We start from the raw sequence: 19461 nt of genomic DNA, 5'->3' as shown, positions 1-19461 counted from the left end.
CTGATGAGCGGCAAACGGGTGGCACGACAGCACGGCGGTATGTGTTTGCTGTATGGCGCCATCTGGAATGAGGGTGATGCTACTGTTCGGTGTTATAAGACGGAAACAACAAATTATTCTTAGTTATATACAAAATTCGAAATGGAATTCGGTACTTGATGGGGTGGCTGTTTATTGCGCAGCCGTTGAGGGGGGAAGGGGAATGATATGGGGAGGAGGGGGCAGTCAGAAGCATCGGCTGCAACATGACCAACACAGAAAATGCCCAAATAGAGAAGGGAGGCTGATGCCTCCCTTGTGGTTGAGCGGTTTTTCACCTGACCGGGGTAACGGGGGAGTGACAGCGAATATCTGGCCTGAATCACCCGTGGTTCTCAGTAACCCAGGGTAAAGCGTTGGCGCAGATGAGCCGGTTTTTCCGCCTCGTTCAGCACGCCATCGGCCAGATCGCCAACCGTGATCCCGGCAGGTTGTTCGCCACTGAACAGTACCTGATCACCACCGAGGCGATAGCCGCCGCGTTTCTCGCCCGGTTCCAGGAACACCGGGGGAGAGACAAAGCGCCAGTCGAGGGCGGTTTCACGGCGCAGGGCGGTAAGACCGTCACGGGCGGCCAGGGCCCCCTGTTGCCATTCGGTCGGGAATTCCGGGGTATCCACCAGTTGTACGCCGGGAGCAACCTCCAGACTGCCGGCACCACCGACCACCAGCAACCAGCCATTGATGGCTTTGGTCGCCTCGACAATGGCGCTGGCCCCTTTGAGGTACTGGTCGTAGATATCCGGCGCACTCCAGCCCGGGTTGTAGGCGCTGATCACCCGATCATGCCCCTTGAGCACCTCGGCCAGCGCCTGAGGGTTCTGGGCATCCACCGCCACGGCAGTGACCTGCGGATGGGCGGCCACCTTGCTGACATCGCGGACGATGGCGGTGACGTGATGGCCGCGGCTGACGGCCTCGTTCAGGATGGCTGAACCGACAAAACCGCTGGCACCGATCAGGGCAATCTTCATGGGAAACTCTCCTTCACTGTTGGAATGGGGCTATCCTACTCCCCCGGATGTGATTTAATAATCACCGCAAAAATGCATTCACTTATAAGCTGGATTTAATAATGGAACAGCTCAGACGTTACGCCATCTTCGCCGCCGTGGTGGAGGCGGGCAGCATGACCGGGGCGGCCAAATCTCTCGGCATGACCCCCTCTGCTGTCAGTCAGCATATCAGCCAGCTGGAGAACCTGCTCGGGCTGACCCTGCTCCATCGCTCTACCCGACGGCTCAGTCTGACCGAGGCGGGGGAGGTGGTGTGGCAAGGGTGCCGGGTGTTGCAGCAGACCCTGAGCGAGACCGAGCTGCGCCTCTCGGAGGTGCGCGATACTCTGCTCGGTGAAGTGCGGATCACCGCGCCGGTGGGCATGGCGGGCCAGCCGCTGGCACTGGCGCTCTCGCCGCTGTTGCAGGCCCACCCCGGCCTCACCATCCAGATCATCGCCGACGACGAGAAACGGGATCTGATTGCCGAGCGGATCGATGTGGCGCTGCGGGTTGGCAGCTTGCCTGACTCGACCCTGGTGGCCCGCAAGCTGGGCCAGACCCGGATGCTGCTGTGCGCCGCGCCCGCCTATCTGACGCGCAAGGGAACGCCGCGCACCCCCACCGATCTGGCGACCCACGATTGGCTATGTGGCGAGATGCTGGGCAGCGGCTTGCTGCTGCTGGATGAAAAAGGGGGGGAACACAGGGTGAGGTTCAAGCCCAAGGTGCTCTGCAACAACGTGTTGCCCCTGCGCCAGTTTGCACTGGCGGGGCAGGGGATCTCGCTGCAGCCGGAAGGCGAAATCAGTGAGGATCTGGCGCATGGGCGTCTGCTCGAACTGCTGCCCGGTTTTCGGGTCGCGTCGATGGAGATCCACGCCATCACGCCGCAGCGGGAGATCCCGGAGAAGGTGCGGCGGGTGGTGGAGGCGCTGCGCAGCTATTTCGGCACGACGCTGTCGGTCTGAGGGCCAGTTGGGCCGCCGTCAGGACGAGGATCCGTGCTGGCTGTTGCTCACCGTTAAGTCGGCTTAAATCGAGCAGACGGTTCGCACCTGCTGCTTGAGCCAGTTCAGTCCCGCATCCTGATTGGAACTCTTGTGCCAGCTCATGTAGACCGGGCAATCCTCCGAGAGCCAGGGGAGGGGGTAGCTGGCCAGGTCCAGGGTATGGCCCAGCATGTCCATGTGCCACTGGCTGGCGACGCAGAGCCAGTCGGTACGACTCACCAGATGAAGGGCCGTGAGCAGGGAGTCGCTCTCGTAGGCGATCTGGCGCGGGGGCAGCGGCGCCTTGGTCAGGGTGTTGAGCAGCAGGTTGTCGAGCCGTCTGGCCTGCAACACCACATGTTTCTCGTTGAAGAAGGCGGTCATGTCGGGGGCCTGGCGGATCCTCGGGTGATCCTTTCGGCAGGCGATGCGCAGGGCTTGCGACATGATCTGCTCGTTTTCGATCCCCTGCTCTGCCATCGGCTTGGTCGCCAGCACCAGATCCACGCTGTGCAGATAGAGGCTGTTCTGGCGCAGGGCTTCGTCCTGCACCTGGGTATTCCACTCCAGCTGGCAGTTGGGGGCCTGGGTCTGCAGCAGGTGGTTGAGTTCGGGCAGGAAGAAGATGTCGATATCGGGCACTCCCGCGATGCGGAAGGTGCGTCGGCTGGTATGGGGGTCAAAGAGATCGGTGCGTTGCAGGCTGCGCTCCATGTCGTGCAGCGGCACCATGATCTCGTGGTGCAGGCTCAGCGCCCGCGCCGTGGGGGTAATGCCGCGCCCCTGTCGCACAAACAGCGGCTCGCCCACCAGTGCAGTCAGACGGCTGATGGCCTGACTGATGGCGGAGGGGGTCATCTCCATCATCTCGGCCGCCGTGGTGACGCCGCCATAGCGGATCACGGCATCAAGGACGCGAAAGAGATTGAGATCGACTTGAGACATGGCGGCTACCGTTAAGCAAAATTAAAGTATCAGGATACTGATCTGCCCCTTGTCAGGCCAGCATTGCCTGCCACTCCTGTGATTTATTCCTCGCTCCAACCATCCCCCATCTTGCCGCGAATGCGTGCGAACAGGCTCTGCAGGCAGGCTTGATCCCGATCGGCGGCCCGCACCGCGCCGTACATATGGCGACGAATACCGCTACCAAGGGGGCGGGCGCAGAGCATCCCCTGTCTGACAAACTCGTCGCTGGCCCAGCGTGGCAGGGCGGCGACGCCAAGGCCAGCGGCGGCCATCTGCAGCATCACCGAGGTGTTGTCCACCGGCTTGCAGCGGGCGGGCTCCACCCCGGCGGGTTGCAAAAAGCGGCTGAAGATATCCATGCGGCTGCGCTCCACCGGATAGACCAGCAGCACCTCCGGCCCCAGATCGCCTGGCTCGATACGGCTCTGGTGGCAGAGGGGGTGATCCGGCGCCATCACCAGAGTCAGATCAAAGGCAAACAGCGGCTCGAAATGAAGATCGCCGCGGGCCTGCACGTCCGAGGTGAGCAGCAGGTCGAGCTGGCCGCCGAGCAGGGCATTGATGGCATCAAAGCCCGGTACCGACTCCACCTCCAGATCCACCCCCGGCCACTGGCGGCGAAACTCGGGCAACAGTGGCAGCAGCCACTGAATGCAGCTGTGGCAATCGAGCGCCAGATGCAGCCTGCCCGCATCGCCGCTCTGCAGGGCCTGCAACTGCTTCTCGGTCTGGGCCAGGGCGGGCAACACCTGACGGGCGAGGGCGAGCAGCTGGCTACCTGCCGCGGTCAGCACCAGCGGGCGGCTTTTGCGCAGGTAGAGCTCCAGATTGAGGCGGGTCTCCAGCTCTTTGAGCTGGTGGGAGAGAGCGGACTGGGTGAGGTTGAGGGTCAGCGCCGCACCGGCCAGCGAGCCCTGCTCGGCCAGCGCGGTCATTGTTTTCAAGTGTTTGATCTCTATCCCTGAATTGCTTGGCACTGCCATAAGATGGCTCCTTGTGAGATTGCGTATGGTGCTGATGTTGCTGGCAGCGATGGCATGGCTTTGCTGTTAGCCTCCTGCGCGCCTTGATCCTGCCTTCTTACTCCTGTGCTTCTTGCACCTGCGCTTCTTAACTCTTGTAAAAACGGGCCTCTGTATCCTCGCGGTGAACCTTACCGGCGGTCAGTTGAGGATTATTTGAGAGCCAGTTGAAGAGGATTCAATAGCCAGCGTCACCTTATCTTGTCATTTTGGATGTGTAAACATCTGGATGGCTAAATCATCCAGTTTCCCATCAGATGAATGAGCATAAGGAAATGAACCTATGACACGCGCACACACCCTGGGCTTCCCCCGTATCGGCGCCAAGCGCGAGCTGAAATTTGCCCTCGAATCCTACTGGCGTGGCGAGACCACTCAGGCCGAACTCGTTGCCGTGGGCAAGACGCTGCGTGAGCGCCACTGGCAGGCCCAATATGCTGCCGGGGTCAATCTGCTGCCGGTGGGGGATTTTGCCTGGTACGATCAGGTGCTCGGCACCAGCCTGCTGGTGGATGCGGTGCCTGCCCGTCACCGTCATGGCGAGACCGATCTCGACACCCTGTTCCGGGTGGCCCGTGGTCGTGCGCCGACTGGCCCAGCTGCCGCCGCTGCCGAGATGACCAAATGGTTCAACACCAACTACCACTATCTGGTGCCGGAGTTCAGCCGCGACCAGCGCTTCAAGTTGGGCTGGAGCCAGCTGTTTGACGAGGTGGAAGAGGCCAAAGCGCTGGGGCTGCCGGTCAAGGCAGTGCTGCTGGGGCCGGTCTCCTACCTCTGGCTTGGCAAGGAGAAAGAGAGCGGCTTCTCTCGCCTTGAACTGCTCGATCGCCTGCTGATTGTCTATCAGGAGATCCTGGCGAAACTGGCCGCGCAAGGAGTGGAGTGGGTACAGATCGACGAACCTGCGCTGACGCTGGACTTGCCGGACGAGTGGCGGCTGGCCTATCTCAACGCCTACGAGCGCCTCGCGGGCCCCTGCAAGCTGCTGCTCACCACCTATTTCGGCTCGGTGGCTCATCAGCGCGACATCATCACCAGCCTGAAAGTGGATGGCCTGCATCTGGATCTGGTGGCCGCCCCCGAACAGCTGGAGACCCTGGTGCCGCATCTGCCCGCCCAGTGGGTCATCTCCGCCGGGGTGATCAACGGCCGCAACGTCTGGCGCGCCAATCTGGCCAAGCTGGCGCCGACCCTGAAGGCGCTGAAAGCCAAACTCGGCGAGCGGCTCTGGGTGGCCTCCTCCTGCTCCCTGCTGCACAGTCCGGTGGATTTGACCCTCGAACTGGATCTGGATCCCCAGACCCGCAGCTGGTTCGCCTTCGCCTTGCAAAAATGTTTCGAGCTGGGGCTGCTCAGAGAGTATCTGGATGGCGGCGAGCTCGACAAGATCACCGCCTACAGCCAGCCCATCGTCGATCGGGAGTCCGACAGCCGCGTCCACAAGCGTGCGGTGCAATCCCGTCTGGCCAGCCTTACCAACAGCGATTTTGATCGCCATAGCCCCTATCCGGTCAGGGCCGAGCTGCAGCGCTCGGATCTCAAACTGCCGCTGCTGCCCACCACCACCATCGGGTCCTTCCCGCAGACCTCGCAGATCCGGGTATTGCGTCAGGATTGGCGCGCCGGTCGCATCGACGACAGCGCCTACGAGGCGGGCATTAAGGCGGAGATCCGCGATGCCATCGAACGTCAGGAGGCGATCGGGCTGGACGTGCTGGTGCATGGCGAGGCCGAGCGCAACGATATGGTGGAGTATTTCGGTGAGCTGCTGGACGGCTTTGCCATCACCCGCTTCGGTTGGGTACAGAGCTATGGCTCCCGCTGTGTCAAGCCGCCGGTGATCACCCGCGATATCGACCGCCCGACCCCCATGACGCTGGCGTGGACCCAGTTTGCCCAGAGCCTGACCGACAAGCCGGTGAAGGGGATGCTGACGGGCCCGGTGACCATCCTCTGCTGGTCCTTCCCGCGCGAAGACGTGAGCCGCGAGCAGTCCGCCCTGCAGATTGGCCTAGCCATTCGCGACGAGGTGGCTGACTTGGAAGCCGCTGGCATCAAGATCATCCAGATCGACGAACCGGCGATCCGCGAAGGGCTGCCGCTGCGCAAACAGGATCATCAGGCTTATCTCGACTGGGCGGTGCGCGCCTTCCGTCTTAGCGCCAGCCCAGTGGCGGACAGCACCCAGATCCATACCCACATGTGCTACAGCGACTTCAACCTCATCATCGAGGCGGTGGCGGCGCTGGATGCGGACGTGATCACCATCGAGACCAGCCGCAGCCAGATGCAGTTGCTCGAAGCGTTCGAGCGCTTCAACTACCCCAACGAGATTGGCCCGGGTGTCTATGACATTCACTCACCGAACGTGCCGAGTCAGAGCTGGATTGAGGGGTTGCTGCGCAAGGCGGCCAAACAGATCCCGGCCGAGCGGCTGTGGGTCAATCCGGATTGCGGCCTCAAGACCCGCGGCTGGGAAGAGACGGAGGCCGCGCTCAAGGTGATGGTCAATGCCACCAAGGCGCTGCGGGCCGAGCTGGCGTAATCTGCGCAAGCCGTGACCGCCATCGATAAGGTGGCGTGCTGACAAACGAACGAGAGAGGGGAAGCTACTGCTTCCCCTCTCTTTTTCCACTGGATCCTGAACCTTGCCGCAGCCTGCTTTGCACTAGGCTCAGAGTGGACAGAGGTGGATGGAGTCGCGGCCATGAGAGTCAGTCTGGGGAGCGCAATCCTGTGGGGGTTGTTGATGTGGCAGAGTGCCTTGGCAGCGCCAGCTCCCGAGTTGAAAATGGCTTATTTTGACGACTTTGCTCCATATTCGTGGCGTGACGAGCAGGGCAAGATGCGCGGACTGATGATCGATGTGATGGATCGGGTGGCAGGGCAGATGGGGCTGCGGGTGCGCCACGAAGGCTATCCGTGGCAACGGGCGCAAAAAATGGTGCTGATGGCGCAGGCAGATGGCTTCGTGACTGTCGCCACACTGGAGCGGCGCACTTATACCCTGATGGTGGATGAGCCAGTCACATCGACGATCATGACGATATTTACTCAGCTTGGTCACCCCCGGATGGCGGAATTTCAGCGAGCCAGAGGCTTGGGCGACCTCAAGACGTTCACCTTTCTCGACTATCTGGGCAACGGCTGGGGCAAGGAGAATCTGGCCGGCTTTACCGTTCATCACACCATCAACGTCGATAACGTCTTTAAAATGCTGGCGGCGGGTCGGGGCGATCTGATGGTGACCGATCCACTGGTCGCACGCTTCAAACTCAACCAGCTGGGGTTGTCCGGGCTGGTGGTCGAGGTGCCACTGCGGCTCGCCTCGACTCCGTTCAACCTCTGCATCGGCAAACATTCCCGTTTTAATACCCGGATAACCGAGTTCAACCGGGCCCTGCAACAGCTACGGCAAAGTGGTGAGTTGGCGTGGATCGAAGCGCGCTATCGTTGATGCGCAGCTGCCATCTGCTGTTTGTTAGCGATGTGTCTAGTTCGGCGTCATATCGACGATGGTTGCCCAGAAGGCGTCGATCAAGGGCCCCTTGCTGTGGGGTGGACGAATAAGCCCTATGGTCCAGCAGGCTTCGCCATCTCTCAGGGGCAGGGTGAGCACATCCGGGTGCTCTATAGTGGTGGAGGAGGGGACCAGGGTCCAGGCGATCTCCGCGGCTGCGGTGGCGACCCCGGCGGCGAAGTCGTTGACGTACTGGATATCACGAAAGCGCAGCCCGCTCTGGGCCAGATAGTTCATCAGATGATCGTAAAACGATGGCGCCTTGTCCCGGCGCAGGATCGCCAGCGGCTTGTCCACCAGATCGGCCAATTCCCTCACATCGCGGTAGCTGGCGGGCAGCACGGCGACAAAGTGGGCTTCGACCACCGGCAGGGCGTGCCACCCCTTGGGGGCGGGCAGGCGGCAAAAACCCAGATCCAGCTTGCCTTCACTGAGCGCCAGTAGCTGGTGGTGGGTGGAGAGATCGTTGAGCTCTATGGTCACCTGCGGTCGCTCGGCACGAAAGCGGGCGATGGCGGCGGGCACCAGGATCTTGGTGGCCACGCCAAAGCCGATGCGCAGGGTGCCGACGTTGCCCGCCAGCACGTCGCGGGCGGTGCGCGAGAGCTGCTCGCTCTGGATGACCACCGCGCGGGCATCCTCATACAGTGCCCTGCCCAGTCCGGTCAGGCGAGTGCTGCTGGCGTTGCGCTCGAACAGCTCGCCGCCCAGCTCCTCCTCCAGCCGCCTTATCTGTTTGCTCAGGGCCGACTGGGTAACATGCTGGCGCACCGCCGCCTGGCCAAAGTGCAATACCTCCCCCAGAGTGACGAAGGCTTTCAGATCCCGTAGCTCCATCAGGGCTCCTTTTATTCCTGTTGGGAATGTTGAGTGGTCATATTTGTCATTGGACGGAATTTTAGAAGTGTTGGATGCTGATGCCAATTCATTTCGGGCGCCCCAACTTGGGGGAGCTAAGTTATCAGAGATGGCTGACACCATCAGCGCAGAAGGAGCAACACCAGATGCATCACCACAAGTTCAACGACTTCCCGAGCGATTTTCTGTGGGGCGCAGCCTCCGCCGCCTATCAGGTGGAGGGGGGCTGGAATGCCGATGGCAAGGGGCCCTCGGTGTGGGATCTCTTCACCAAGCTGCCGGGCAAGACCTTTGAGGGGAGCAACGGCGATGTGGCGGTGGATCACTACCACCGTATGGAAGAGGACGTGGCGCTGATGGCCGAGATGGGGCTCAAGGCCTACCGTTTCTCGGTGAGCTGGCCGCGCATCTACCCCACCGGTCGGGGGGAGGTGAACGAGGCGGGTCTTGCCTTCTACGAGAAACTCATCGATACCCTGCTGGCGCATCAGATAGAGCCGGTACTGACCCTTTATCACTGGGATCTGCCGCAGGCGCTGCAAGATGAATACGGCGGCTGGGAAGATCGACGGATCATCGCCGATTTCGAGCGCTACTGCGTGACCCTCTATCAGCGCTTTGCCGGCAAGGTGAAATACTGGGTGTCGCTCAACGAGCAGAACTACAACCTGACCAACGCCTATCAGCTCGGCACCCATCCGCCCGCAGTGCAGGATCGCAAGCGCTTCTTCGCCGCCAACCATATCGCATTTCTGGCCAACGCCCGGGTGATCAAGGCGTTTCGCCAGCACGTGCCGAACGGCCTCATTGGCCCGAGCTTTGCCTATTCCCCTGCCTATCCGGCGTCGTGCGACCCGAAAGATATGCTGGCCTATGAGAACGCCGAGGAGTTCAACAACCTCTGGTGGCTGGATGCCTACTGCTTTGGCCGTTATCCCCAGGCGGCGCTCGCTTACTTGCGGGAAAACGGCGAGGCGCCGGAGATCCTGCCGGGCGATTTGGAGCTGCTGCGCGAGGGGACGCCCGACTACATCGGCGTCAACTACTACTACACCCTGACCTATACCGATAACCCCTTGGGCGGTCAGACCCTGCAGCGGATCAACACCACCGGCAAGAAGGGCACCACGCCATCGAGCGGCATTCCGGGTCTTTACAAGACGGCGCCCAACCCGCACCTGGAGACTAGCAACTGGGACTGGGCCATCGATCCGACCGGGATGCGTATCGCCCTGCGTCGCCTCTCTTCCCGCTATGGTCTGCCGCTGATGATCACCGAGAACGGCCTCGGCGAGTTCGACAAGCTGGAGGCGGGCGACAAGGTGAACGATGAGTACCGCATCGATTATCTGCGCAGCCACGTCAAGGCGTGCCAGGAGGCGATGCAGGATGGCGTCGAGCTGCTCGGCTACTGCGCCTGGTCGTTCACCGACATCCTGAGCTGGCTCAATGGCTATCAGAAGCGTTACGGCTTCGTCTATGTGGAGCGTGACGAGCAGGGGGGCTCCCTTCGCCGGATCAAGAAAGCGAGCTTCCACTGGTACAGCCAGGTGATCGCCAGCCAGGGCAAGCAGCTCTGACGGTTTCTCGCGTCGCGTAACCAGCGGGCCCGGGTAACCCCCGGGCCCGCTCTGTTTGTGGCGGGGGAGAGGGGACAAGCCGGTTTCTCACCGTGCGACTCATCCCTGTTTGCTGATTTTTGTCCTGCCAAAGCCGCCGACCCCTGCTATTATCTGCGGCCGAACATGAGCCAATAAAAATCAGGATATTGTGATGACTGACCACACGTTTATTCCCGGCAAGGACGCGGCGCTGGAAGACTCCATTGAACGCTTCCAGACCAAGCTGCAAGCCTTGGGGTTTGATATCGAAGAGGCCTCCTGGCTCAATCCCGTGCCGAACGTCTGGTCGGTGCATATTCGGGACAAGGAGTGCGCCCTCTGCTTCACCAACGGCAAGGGTGCCAGCAAGAAGGCAGCACTCGCCTCCGCCCTTGGCGAATATTTCGAGCGTCTCTCCACCAACTACTTCTTCGCCGACTTCTATCTGGGCGAGCAGGTTGCCAACGGTGATTTCGTTCACTACCCGAACGAGAAGTGGTTCCCCATCGAGGGTGACCAGTTCCCGGCCGGTCTGCTCGACAGCTTCACCCGCAAGTTCTACAACCCGGACGGCGAAGTGACAGCCGACATGCTGGTGGATCTGCAGTCAAACAACGAGGAGCGCGGTATCGTCGCGCTGCCGTTCGAGCGCCAGTCTGACCACCAGACCGTCTATATCCCGATGAACATCATCGGCAACCTCTATGTCTCCAACGGCATGAGCGCCGGTAACACCCACACCGAAGCGCGCACCCAGGCGCTCTCCGAAGTGTTCGAGCGCCACGTGAAGAACAGGATCATCGCCGAAGCCCTGAGCCTGCCGCTGATCCCGGACGAGGTGATTGCCCGTTATCCGGGGATCGCCGCCTCCATCGCCGCGCTGGAAGCTGAAGGATTCCCCATTTACAGCTTCGATGCCTCTCTGGGTGGCCGCTATCCGGTCATCTGCGTGGTGCTGCTCAACCCGAGCAATGGCACCTGCTTTGCCTCCTTCGGTGCCCATCCGCGCTTCGAAGTGGCCTTCGAGCGTACCGTCACCGAGCTGCTGCAGGGCCGTGGTCTCAAGGATCTCGACGTGTTCGTTCCGCCGTCATTCGACAACGAGCAGGTAGCGGATCACCACAACCTCGAGACCCACTTCATCGACTCCTCGGGCCTTATCAGCTGGGATCTGTTCAAGCAGGATGCGGACTTCGAGTTTGCCGACTGGGATTTTCGTGGCACCTCGCAGGAGGAGTTCGATCACCTGATCGGCATCTTCCACGAGCTGGAGCAGCCGGTCTATATCGCCGACTACGAGCATCTGGGGGTCTATGCTTGCCGCATTCTGGTACCGGGCATGTCCGACATCTATCCGGCCGAAGATCTGCTGCTGGCCAACAACAATATGGGCGCCAACCTGCGTGAAGTGATCCTGGCGCTGCCATCACTGGAGTGGGATGCCGAGCAGTACATGGCGTTGTTTGATCAACTGGATGAAGAGGGGCACGATGAGCGTACCCGTGTCCGCGAGCTGCTGGGCATCGCCGCCGCCAAGGGCACAGCGCTGCACACCCTGCGCGTTGGCGAGCTCAAAGCCATGCTGGCGCTGGCCGCCGGTGAGCTGGAGACGGCGATGGATCTCATCGACTGGACCATGGAGTTCAACCAGTCGGTGTTCACTGCCGAGCGAGCCAGCTACTACCGCGCCCTGCGCGCCTGCGTCGAGTTGTTCCTCGACGAGGAGCGGGATCCGGAGCAGTATCGCGCCGTCTTCACCCGCATGTATGGCGAAGAGACCCTGGCCCAGGCATGGGCCAACGCCAGCGGCGAAGCGCGCTTCCACGGGCTGGAGGCGGCCGACCTGTCGCTCTCCCAGTTCCCGCTGCACCAGAAGCTGCTGGCGGCCTACGAGAAGCTGCAAAAAGCCAAGCGAGCCCATCACTGGGCGTGATCGTTGCTGTAAAGGAAGGGGCCGTGTGGCCCCTTCTGTTTATCGTGCGGCAAGGCACGGGTTTGTTATTCAAAGATGAAATAAAAAACAAAAAATACCCCTAATGGGGTTGATGACAGGGCAGGGGATGTGCAACCGGACTGCAAAGATATCTTGCCAATACCTGCTTTACGTGCATGCCAATAAATTCTTTAAAATCATTGTATTAAAAACGTGGCATTTCTGTTTCAGCTGAAACCTGGTGTAAACTGGCGCAGCCGTTGCACTAAAATATTTGTAGTAAAATTACATTCGCAGTCTGATAAACTTGATCAATGTCAATTTTGGCCATTTGGGCCTTTGTTATGATTTCAACAGGCAAAACATTCAGGTAGAAAATAATTGAAAGCTGAATCCCCATTCGATTGTCTCAAGCCCGAAGCCATCGCTGCACTGGCTGAAGACATCACCTATGCCAAGGCTACCAAGCCGGCATACAAGGTCATTCCACTGGCCATCACCGCAGGCGCTTTCATCGCCATCGCGTTTATCTTCTACATCACAGTCACGACCGGTTCCGGCTCTATGTCCTGGGGCATGGCCAAGCTGGTTGGTGGTCTCTGTTTCTCCCTCGGTCTTATTCTGTGTGTGCTGCTCGGTGCCGAGCTGTTCACCTCCACCACCCTGACGCTGGTGGCCAAGGCCGCCAATCGCATCAGCTGGGCACAACTGCTCAAGAACTGGGGTCTGGTTTACTTCGGTAACCTGATCGGTGGTCTGCTGATGGTTGGCCTCATCATCATGTCGGCGGAATACACCGCGGCGGATGGTCAGTGGGGCCTCAATGCCCTGAAAGTGGCCCAACACAAAATTCACCACACCTTCTTCGAAGCGGTGGCGCTGGGTATCCTCTGTAACCTGATGGTGTGTCTTGCTGCCTGGATGGCCTTCGGTGCCCGCAGCGCGACTGACAAGGTAGTGGTCATGCTGCTGCCGGTTGCCATGTTCGTTGCAGCAGGTTTCGAGCACAGCATCGCAAACATGTTTATGATTCCGGTTGGTATCGCTATCCACAGCGTGGCTAGTCCGGAATTTTGGCAGGCCATCGGCCAGGATCCGGCAACCTTTGCTGACCTGACCGTATCCAACTTCGTCCTACACAACCTCATCCCTGTTACCATCGGCAATATCATCGGTGGTGGCGTGATGGTTGGTCTGACTTACTGGTTTATCTTCCGTCGTCATCATTAAGGATGATTTCGGGATACTACATCAATACCGTGTGAGGTAATGAAAAATGGCAGAACTTAACGAACAGTTCCAAAAAGCATGGGAAGGCTTCGCGGCCGGTGAATGGCAGACCTCTGTCAACACCCGTGACTTCATCCAGAAGAACTACACCCCGTATGAAGGTGACGAGTCCTTCCTGGCTGGCGCGACCGAAGCAACCACCAAGCTGTGGGACAAGGTCATGGAAGGGATCAAAATCGAGAACCGCACTCATGCGCCGGTCGATTTTGATACTGACCTGCCCTCCACCATTACCGCACACGATGCCGGTTATATCGATCAGAGCCTGGAGCAGATCGTTGGTCTGCAGACTGACAAGCCGCTGAAGCGCGCCATCATCGCCAACGGCGGTATCAAGATGGTCAAGACTTCTTGCGAAGTGTACGGTCGTCAACTGGACCCGATGGTCGAGAAGATCTTCACCGAGTACCGCAAGACTCACAACCAGGGCGTGTTTGACGTTTACACCAAAGACATCCTGAACTGCCGCAAGTCTGGTGTTATCACCGGTCTGCCGGATGCCTACGGCCGTGGCCGTATCATCGGTGACTACCGTCGTGTCGCTCTGTACGGTATCGACTTCCTGATGGCCGACAAACTGGCCCAGTTCAAGTCCCTGCAAGCTGACCTGGAAAACGGTGTAAACCTGGAAGCCACCATCCGTCTGCGCGAAGAGATCTCCGAGCAGCACCGTGCCCTGGCACAGATGAAGGTGATGGCTGCCAAGTACGGTTGCGATATCTCCGTACCAGCCAAGAACGCCAAAGAAGCCGTACAGTGGACCTACTTCGCCTACCTGGCGGCAGTCAAGTCCCAGAACGGTGCCGCCATGTCCTTCGGTCGTACCTCCAGCTTCCTGGACGTGTACATCGAGCGTGACCTGAAGAAAGGCCTGATCACCGAGCAAGAAGCCCAGGAGCTGATGGACCACATGGTCATGAAGCTGCGTATGGTTCGCTTCCTGCGTACCCCGGAATACGATTCACTGTTCTCCGGCGACCCGATGTGGGCGACCGAGACTCTGGCCGGTATGGGCGTTGATGGCCGTACCCTGGTCACCAAGAACAGCTTCCGTATGCTGAACACCCTGTACACCATGGGCCCGTCCCCTGAGCCGAACCTGACCATCCTGTGGTCCGAGAAGCTGCCGGTCGGTTTCAAGAAGTACTGCGCCAAGGTATCCATCGAGACCTCTTCTGTACAGTACGAGAACGATGACCTGATGCGTCCGGACTTCAACAACGATGACTACGCCATCGCTTGCTGTGTGTCCCCGATGGTGATTGGTAAGCAGATGCAGTTCTTCGGTGCTCGTGCCAACCTGGCCAAGACCATGCTGTATGCAATCAACGGCGGTATCGACGAGAAGCTCAAGATCCAGGTCGGTCCTAAAACTGACAAGGTGACCTCCGAGTTCCTGGACTATGACGATGTCATGTCTCGTCTGGATAGCTTCATGGATTGGCTGGCCAAGCAGTACGTTGCTGCACTGAACATCATCCACTACATGCACGACAAGTACAGCTACGAAGCCTCTCTGATGGCGCTGCACGACCGTGACGTATATCGCACCATGGCGTGTGGTATCGCGGGTCTGTCCGTAGCCGCTGACTCCCTGTCTGCTATCAAGTACGCCAAGGTCAAGCCGGTTCGTGACGAAGATGGCGTTGCCATCGACTTCGAAATCGACGGTGAATACCCGCAGTTCGGTAACAACGACGCTCGCGTCGATGACATCGCCTGTGATCTGGTTGAGCGCTTCATGAAGAAAATTCAGAAGCTGAACACCTACCGTGGTGCTGTTGCTACCCAGTCTGTTCTGACCATCACCTCTAACGTGGTATATGGCAAGAAGACCGGTAACACTCCGGATGGCCGCCGTTCAGGTGCTCCGTTCGGCCCGGGTGCCAACCCGATGCACGGTCGTGACCAGAAGGGTGCAGTTGCTTCCCTGACTTCCGTCGCCAAGCTGCCGTTCGCTTACGCTAAAGATGGTATCTCCTATACCTTCTCCATCGTTCCGAACGCACTGGGTAAAGATATGGAAGCCCAGAAAGCCAACCTGGCTGGCCTGATGGACGGTTACTTCCATCACGAGTCCAACCTGGAAGGTGGTCAGCACCTGAACGTGAACGTGATGAACCGTGAAATGCTGCTGGACGCCATGGAAAACCCGGAGAAATATCCGCAGTTGACCATCCGCGTATCCGGTTATGCCGTTCGCTTCAACTCTTTGACCAAAGAGCAACAGCAAGACGTCATCACCCGTACCTTCACCGCTTCTCTGTAATCGAGACGCAGTGAGCAAAAACCGGCGCCAAGGCGCCGGTTTTTTTATGTCTGGTTTTATTGCTAAAGAACTCCGTGGACAATGCCAACCTTGAAATTCGGGATAACAATAGGTATAACCACGCGTTTCATCAGGTATATTAAGTGAGCGGTATGATGCAATCCTCCTTTTGGCAGACCAAGAGTCTGCAGCAGATGACTGAATCCGAGTGGGAATCCCTCTGCGATGGTTGCGGCAAATGTTGCCTTAACAAGCTCATTGATGAAGATACAGATGAGCTGGTTTTTACCAATGTGGCTTGTAACCTGCTCAATACCAAGACCTGCCAGTGTTCCGATTATCTTAATCGCTTCAAAAAAGAGCCTGACTGTCTGCAGATCACTCACGACAAGATTGCCGAATATGATTGGCTCCCCTCTACCTGCGCCTATCGTTTACTGGCTGACGGGGATACTCTGCCAGAGTGGCATCCGCTGCTGACCGGCAGTCGCTCCGCCATGCATCAGGCGGGTCAATCCGTGCGTGGCAAAGTGGTTCACGAGGAGCAGGCTGGTGAGTGGATTGATCACATAATCACTTGGGCCAGTTGAGCCAAGCTATCAAGTGCAATGTAGCCTTATCTAGAGGCTGAAATCGGGTTACCCATTTTAGCTTGTGTTTTGTACCTCAAAACCCCCGATACGCTGTATCGGGGGTTTTGTCGTTCAGAAGGTGGCTCTGGAGTTTCCTTGTTGTAGATATCCGTGGTCTCACTCAGATTGTCTGGACTTGAGCTAGCCCCTTCGGCTGTAACTAAAACAATGGCGGCGTCAAAATCTGGCTGGTCTGTGCAGTCAGTGTCTATTGGGCGACCAGATAGAGGTCCCGGCTATAGACGATGTCTTGCGGGCTCTCATAGGGATAACCCTTGACGAACGGTTTGAGCAGTCGCGATTTGACGTAGAAGTAGAGCGGCGCGATAGGGGCGTCAGCCTCGATCAGTGCTTCTGCCTGCTGGTAGAGCTGATTGCGCTCGGCAGCGTCCTGCGAGTCGTGGGCCTTGGCCAGCAGGGCATCGTACTCCTTGTTGAACCACTTGCCGCTGTTGGCGCTGCTGCTGGAGGTCAGGATATCGAGGAAGGTGGAGGCATCGTTATAGTCCCCGTTCCAGGAGTAGCGGCTCACCCCGAAATCCCCCTCGTTGAGTGCCGAGACCATGGTTTTCCACTCCATGTTGTTGAGGGTGGCAGTGACCCCCAGGTTGTGTTTCCACATGGAGGAGACGGCCAGCGCGATCTTTTTGTGGCTCTCGTTGGTGTTGTAGAGGATATCCACGCTGAGCGGTTTGTCCGGGCCATAACCCGCTTCGGCCAACAGGGCTTTGGCCTGCTTGATCCGCTCCTCTTTGCTCTGCTGCTGACTGGCCGGTTTTTTCAGGTCAAAACCATCGACACTCGGTGGGGTCAGGCTGAAGGCGGGTAGTTGCCCTTGTCCCAGGATCTTGTCGGTGATGGTCTCCCGGTCGAGGGCCAGCGAGAGCGCCTTGCGCACTTTCGGATCATCGAACGGTTTGCGGTTCACATTGAACACATAGTAATAGGTGGCGAGCATGGGGGCGCTGACCAGATCTTGCGGGCTCTGGCTTTTGATGTGCTTGTACTGCTCCAGCGGATAGGTGGTGTAGTGCAGCTCGCCGGTGCGGTAGCGGTTGTAAGCGGCGGTTTCGGAGACGATCTCCAGATAGACCACCTTGTTCAGGACGGTGTGCTGGTTGTCCCAGTAGTGGGTATTGCGCTCGACACTCAGCCGCTCGTTGGGGGTCCACTCCTTGAGCACGAACGCGCCGTTGGAGACGATGTTGCCCGGTTTGACCCACTCCTTGCCGAATTTTTCAATGGTGGCCTTGGGGGCCGGGAACGTGGTGTAGTGCGCCAGCGTCTTCAGGAAGAAGGGAACCGGATTTTTCAGGGTCACCTGCAGGGTGTAGTCATCCAGCGCCTTGATCCCGAGCTCTGACGGGTTCTTCTTGCCCTGGATCACCTCGCCAGCATTGACCACACCGGTCAACTCGATAAACCAGGCGTAGTTGGAGGCTGTCTTGGGATCGGCTGCCCGTTGCCAGCCGTAGACATAATCGGCGGCGGTGACCGGTTCACCGTTAGACCATTTGGCCTCGGGCCTCAGCTTGAAGGTGTAGACGGTACCGGTCTTGTCGACCTCGTAGCTGACAGCGCCAGCGGGCTGGGTCTTGCCTTTGCCATCCAGTACGTAGAGCCCTTCAAACAGATCGTTGACGATCTCGCTACCGGCACTCTCTTCCACCAGCTGGGGGTCGATGGTGGTGGGCTCGGTGCCGATATTGGTCACGTAGATTTGTTGGGCATCCGGCAGCAGCTTGGTACCGGCAGGCACCTGGGCAGCCCAGGCGGGAAGGGCAAACAGTCCGGCTACCATGCCGGCAATGAGAGTCTTGTTCATTGATAATCCTTGAGTTTTATTTGCTTCCAAAGCGAAATCAGTGTGCTGGATTGGCGATCGGATCTCAAGAGGCAATGGCTGAAGGATGAGCAGGCCCATCAGACTCCATTTTAAATGGCTCGAGGCCAGTCAGATCGTGGCTTGCCGCAGGTTATTGCCACGAATTAAGAGGCCAAAAGTTATCGAATGAAACCGTATAAAAGGCGCCAGTTACCATAAAATCAGCTGAAATAGCCTAATTATTAGGCCGCTTAATTCGCTGCAAAAACAAAAAACAGACGTTACATTAGGTTACAAATCAAGGCCGCCGGAGATCGGCATTTTTTTTGCCGATGCCTGCAAACGTTTTCAACGCCAACGGATGCGATCTAAAGGAACAAAAATGCGAAACATGATCACCATGGGTGAGTTCATCGTCAAAAAGCAGGCGGATTATCCTACCGCGACTGGCGAGCTGACCTCGTTGCTCAGCTCAATCCGCCTTGCTGCCAAGGTGGTGAACCGGGAGATCAACAAGGCGGGGCTGGCGGATATCATCGGTTCCATGGGCGCTGAAAACGTACAGGGCGAGGTGCAGCAGAAGCTGGATGTCTATGCCAACGAACGCTTCAAGGCGGCACTGGAAGCGCGCGGCGAGGTGTGCGGCATGGCCTCGGAAGAGGAAGAGGACTTCGTGGCCTTTGACTCGCCGCTTTCCAAAAACTCCAAGTATGTGGTGCTGATCGACCCGCTCGATGGCTCCTCCAACATCGACGTCAACGTCTCGGTCGGGACCATCTTCTCCATCTACCGCCGTTTGAGCCCGCAGGGTTCGCCGGTGACGCTGGAGGACTTCCTGCAACCTGGCAACCGTCAGGTCGCCGCCGGTTATGTGGTCTACGGCTCTTCCACCATGCTGGTCTACACCACCGGCTTTGGCGTCAACGGCTTCACCTACGATCCTTCCATCGGCTGCTTCTGCCTCTCCCACGAGAACATCCGCATCCCGGAAGAGGGCAAGATCTACTCCATCAACGAGGGCAACTACATCAAGTTCCCGGACGGGGTGAAGAAGTACCTGAAATATTGTCAGGAGCGCGACGAGGCGACCCACCGACCCTACACCTCCCGCTATATCGGCTCGCTGGTCTCCGATTTCCACCGCAACCTGCTCAAGGGCGGCATCTACATCTATCCGTCCGGCACCAACTCGCCGAACGGCAAGCTGCGCCTGCTCTATGAGTGCAACCCGATGGCGTTTCTGGTGGAGCAGGCCGGTGGTAAGGCCTCCGATGGCTTTGGCCGGATCATGGATCTCCAGCCCACCGCGCTGCACCAGCGTACCCCTTACTTCGTGGGCTCGACCAAGATGGTGGAGCGGGCCGAGGCCTTTATGCGCGAGTTCTCCGCCCACGAGGACCCAGCCAACCAGGGTTAATTCTCTGATTTGCGCGAGTGAATAAAAAACGGGAGCCGATTTGGCTCCCGTTTTGGTTGGCGTTATCGTGCTGGCTCGCCGCCAGCGTTGCAAACA

The 19461-nt window shown here is 58.8% G+C and carries 14 protein-coding genes; 9 read left to right on the top strand and 5 right to left on the bottom strand.

Annotated elements, in window-relative coordinates:
- Nucleotides 1–374 precede the first annotated feature (374 nt).
- Nucleotides 375–1013, bottom strand: coding sequence for an NAD(P)-dependent oxidoreductase (locus tag BSP75_RS09645; RefSeq protein WP_075113004.1), 639 nt, complete (start codon nt 1011–1013; stop codon nt 375–377).
- 101 nt (nt 1014–1114) lie between these two features.
- Here BSP75_RS09645 and BSP75_RS09640 point away from each other — a divergent pair, with 101 nt between their 5' ends.
- Entirely contained in the window at nt 1115–2005 is an 891-nt protein-coding gene (locus BSP75_RS09640; RefSeq protein ID WP_075113003.1) for a LysR family transcriptional regulator, read from the top strand.
- A gap of 63 nt (nt 2006–2068) precedes the next feature.
- On the opposite strand, the gene BSP75_RS09635 is transcribed toward BSP75_RS09640, so the two are convergent.
- Nucleotides 2069–2971 (bottom strand): LysR family transcriptional regulator, encoded by a 903-nt coding sequence (locus tag BSP75_RS09635; protein ID WP_075113002.1) that lies wholly within the window; start codon nt 2969–2971, stop codon nt 2069–2071.
- Nucleotides 2972–3054: 83 nt separating this feature from the next.
- Entirely contained in the window at nt 3055–3978 is a 924-nt protein-coding gene (locus BSP75_RS09630) for a LysR substrate-binding domain-containing protein (RefSeq protein WP_075113001.1), read from the bottom strand.
- A 322-nt stretch (nt 3979–4300) separates the two neighbouring features.
- Between BSP75_RS09630 and metE the strand changes: the two genes are divergently transcribed.
- Entirely contained in the window at nt 4301–6565 is a 2265-nt protein-coding gene (gene metE / locus BSP75_RS09625; RefSeq protein WP_075113000.1) for a 5-methyltetrahydropteroyltriglutamate--homocysteine S-methyltransferase, read from the top strand.
- Between the two features lie 162 nt (nt 6566–6727).
- Nucleotides 6728–7477, top strand: a complete 750-nt coding sequence (locus BSP75_RS09620) for a transporter substrate-binding domain-containing protein (RefSeq protein WP_075112999.1) — start codon at nt 6728–6730, stop codon at nt 7475–7477.
- A 36-nt stretch (nt 7478–7513) separates the two neighbouring features.
- Here the strand turns inward: BSP75_RS09620 and BSP75_RS09615 are convergent, their stop codons facing one another.
- The gene (locus BSP75_RS09615) at nt 7514–8377 is read right to left on the bottom strand and encodes a LysR family transcriptional regulator (protein WP_075112998.1); all 864 of its coding nucleotides are present in this window, start codon (nt 8375–8377) and stop codon (nt 7514–7516) included.
- Nucleotides 8378–8544: 167 nt separating this feature from the next.
- Here BSP75_RS09615 and BSP75_RS09610 point away from each other — a divergent pair, with 167 nt between their 5' ends.
- The 5 genes from BSP75_RS09610 (at nt 8545) to BSP75_RS09590 (ending at nt 16081) form a co-directional block, all read left to right on the top strand.
- Entirely contained in the window at nt 8545–9978 is a 1434-nt protein-coding gene (locus BSP75_RS09610) for a glycoside hydrolase family 1 protein (RefSeq protein ID WP_075112997.1), read from the top strand.
- A 193-nt stretch (nt 9979–10171) separates the two neighbouring features.
- Entirely contained in the window at nt 10172–11932 is a 1761-nt protein-coding gene (gene ycaO / locus BSP75_RS09605; protein ID WP_075112996.1) for a 30S ribosomal protein S12 methylthiotransferase accessory factor YcaO, read from the top strand.
- Between the two features lie 381 nt (nt 11933–12313).
- Nucleotides 12314–13162, top strand: coding sequence for a formate transporter FocA (gene focA / locus BSP75_RS09600; protein WP_042062281.1), 849 nt, complete (start codon nt 12314–12316; stop codon nt 13160–13162).
- 46 nt (nt 13163–13208) lie between these two features.
- Nucleotides 13209–15491, top strand: coding sequence for a formate C-acetyltransferase (pflB, locus tag BSP75_RS09595; RefSeq protein ID WP_042062283.1), 2283 nt, complete (start codon nt 13209–13211; stop codon nt 15489–15491).
- Nucleotides 15492–15646: 155 nt separating this feature from the next.
- Complete coding sequence (locus tag BSP75_RS09590; RefSeq protein ID WP_075112995.1) at nt 15647–16081, top strand: YcgN family cysteine cluster protein; 435 nt, start codon at nt 15647–15649, stop codon at nt 16079–16081.
- A gap of 250 nt (nt 16082–16331) precedes the next feature.
- Here BSP75_RS09590 and BSP75_RS09585 read toward each other — a convergent pair whose 3' ends face one another.
- Nucleotides 16332–17948 (bottom strand): peptide ABC transporter substrate-binding protein, encoded by a 1617-nt coding sequence (locus tag BSP75_RS09585; protein ID WP_075112994.1) that lies wholly within the window; start codon nt 17946–17948, stop codon nt 16332–16334.
- Between the two features lie 382 nt (nt 17949–18330).
- Between BSP75_RS09585 and fbp the strand changes: the two genes are divergently transcribed.
- Complete coding sequence (gene fbp / locus BSP75_RS09580; protein ID WP_058051810.1) at nt 18331–19365, top strand: class 1 fructose-bisphosphatase; 1035 nt, start codon at nt 18331–18333, stop codon at nt 19363–19365.
- Nucleotides 19366–19461 lie beyond the last annotated feature (96 nt).

The organism is Aeromonas sp. YN13HZO-058, assembly GCF_001921245.1.
GTDB classification, from domain to species: Bacteria; Pseudomonadota; Gammaproteobacteria; order Enterobacterales; family Aeromonadaceae; genus Aeromonas; species Aeromonas allosaccharophila.
This window is presented reverse-complemented; position numbering and strand designations above follow the sequence as displayed.

What these genes read in the sequence shown, in the direction of transcription:
- BSP75_RS09645 (WP_075113004.1), bottom strand. Translation starts at nt 1,013, where the DNA reads ATGAAGATTGCCCTGATCGGTGCCAGCGGTTTTGTCGGTTCAGCCATC.
- BSP75_RS09640 (WP_075113003.1), top strand. Translation starts at nt 1,115, where the DNA reads ATGGAACAGCTCAGACGTTACGCCATCTTCGCCGCCGTGGTGGAGGCG.
- BSP75_RS09635 (WP_075113002.1), bottom strand. Translation starts at nt 2,971, where the DNA reads ATGTCTCAAGTCGATCTCAATCTCTTTCGCGTCCTTGATGCCGTGATC.
- BSP75_RS09630 (WP_075113001.1), bottom strand. Translation starts at nt 3,978, where the DNA reads ATGGCAGTGCCAAGCAATTCAGGGATAGAGATCAAACACTTGAAAACA.
- metE (WP_075113000.1), top strand. Translation starts at nt 4,301, where the DNA reads ATGACACGCGCACACACCCTGGGCTTCCCCCGTATCGGCGCCAAGCGC.
- BSP75_RS09620 (WP_075112999.1), top strand. Translation starts at nt 6,728, where the DNA reads ATGAGAGTCAGTCTGGGGAGCGCAATCCTGTGGGGGTTGTTGATGTGG.
- BSP75_RS09615 (WP_075112998.1), bottom strand. Translation starts at nt 8,377, where the DNA reads ATGGAGCTACGGGATCTGAAAGCCTTCGTCACTCTGGGGGAGGTATTG.
- BSP75_RS09610 (WP_075112997.1), top strand. Translation starts at nt 8,545, where the DNA reads ATGCATCACCACAAGTTCAACGACTTCCCGAGCGATTTTCTGTGGGGC.
- ycaO (WP_075112996.1), top strand. Translation starts at nt 10,172, where the DNA reads ATGACTGACCACACGTTTATTCCCGGCAAGGACGCGGCGCTGGAAGAC.
- pflB (WP_042062283.1), top strand. Translation starts at nt 13,209, where the DNA reads ATGGCAGAACTTAACGAACAGTTCCAAAAAGCATGGGAAGGCTTCGCG.
- BSP75_RS09590 (WP_075112995.1), top strand. Translation starts at nt 15,647, where the DNA reads ATGCAATCCTCCTTTTGGCAGACCAAGAGTCTGCAGCAGATGACTGAA.
- BSP75_RS09585 (WP_075112994.1), bottom strand. Translation starts at nt 17,948, where the DNA reads ATGAACAAGACTCTCATTGCCGGCATGGTAGCCGGACTGTTTGCCCTT.
- fbp (WP_058051810.1), top strand. Translation starts at nt 18,331, where the DNA reads ATGCGAAACATGATCACCATGGGTGAGTTCATCGTCAAAAAGCAGGCG.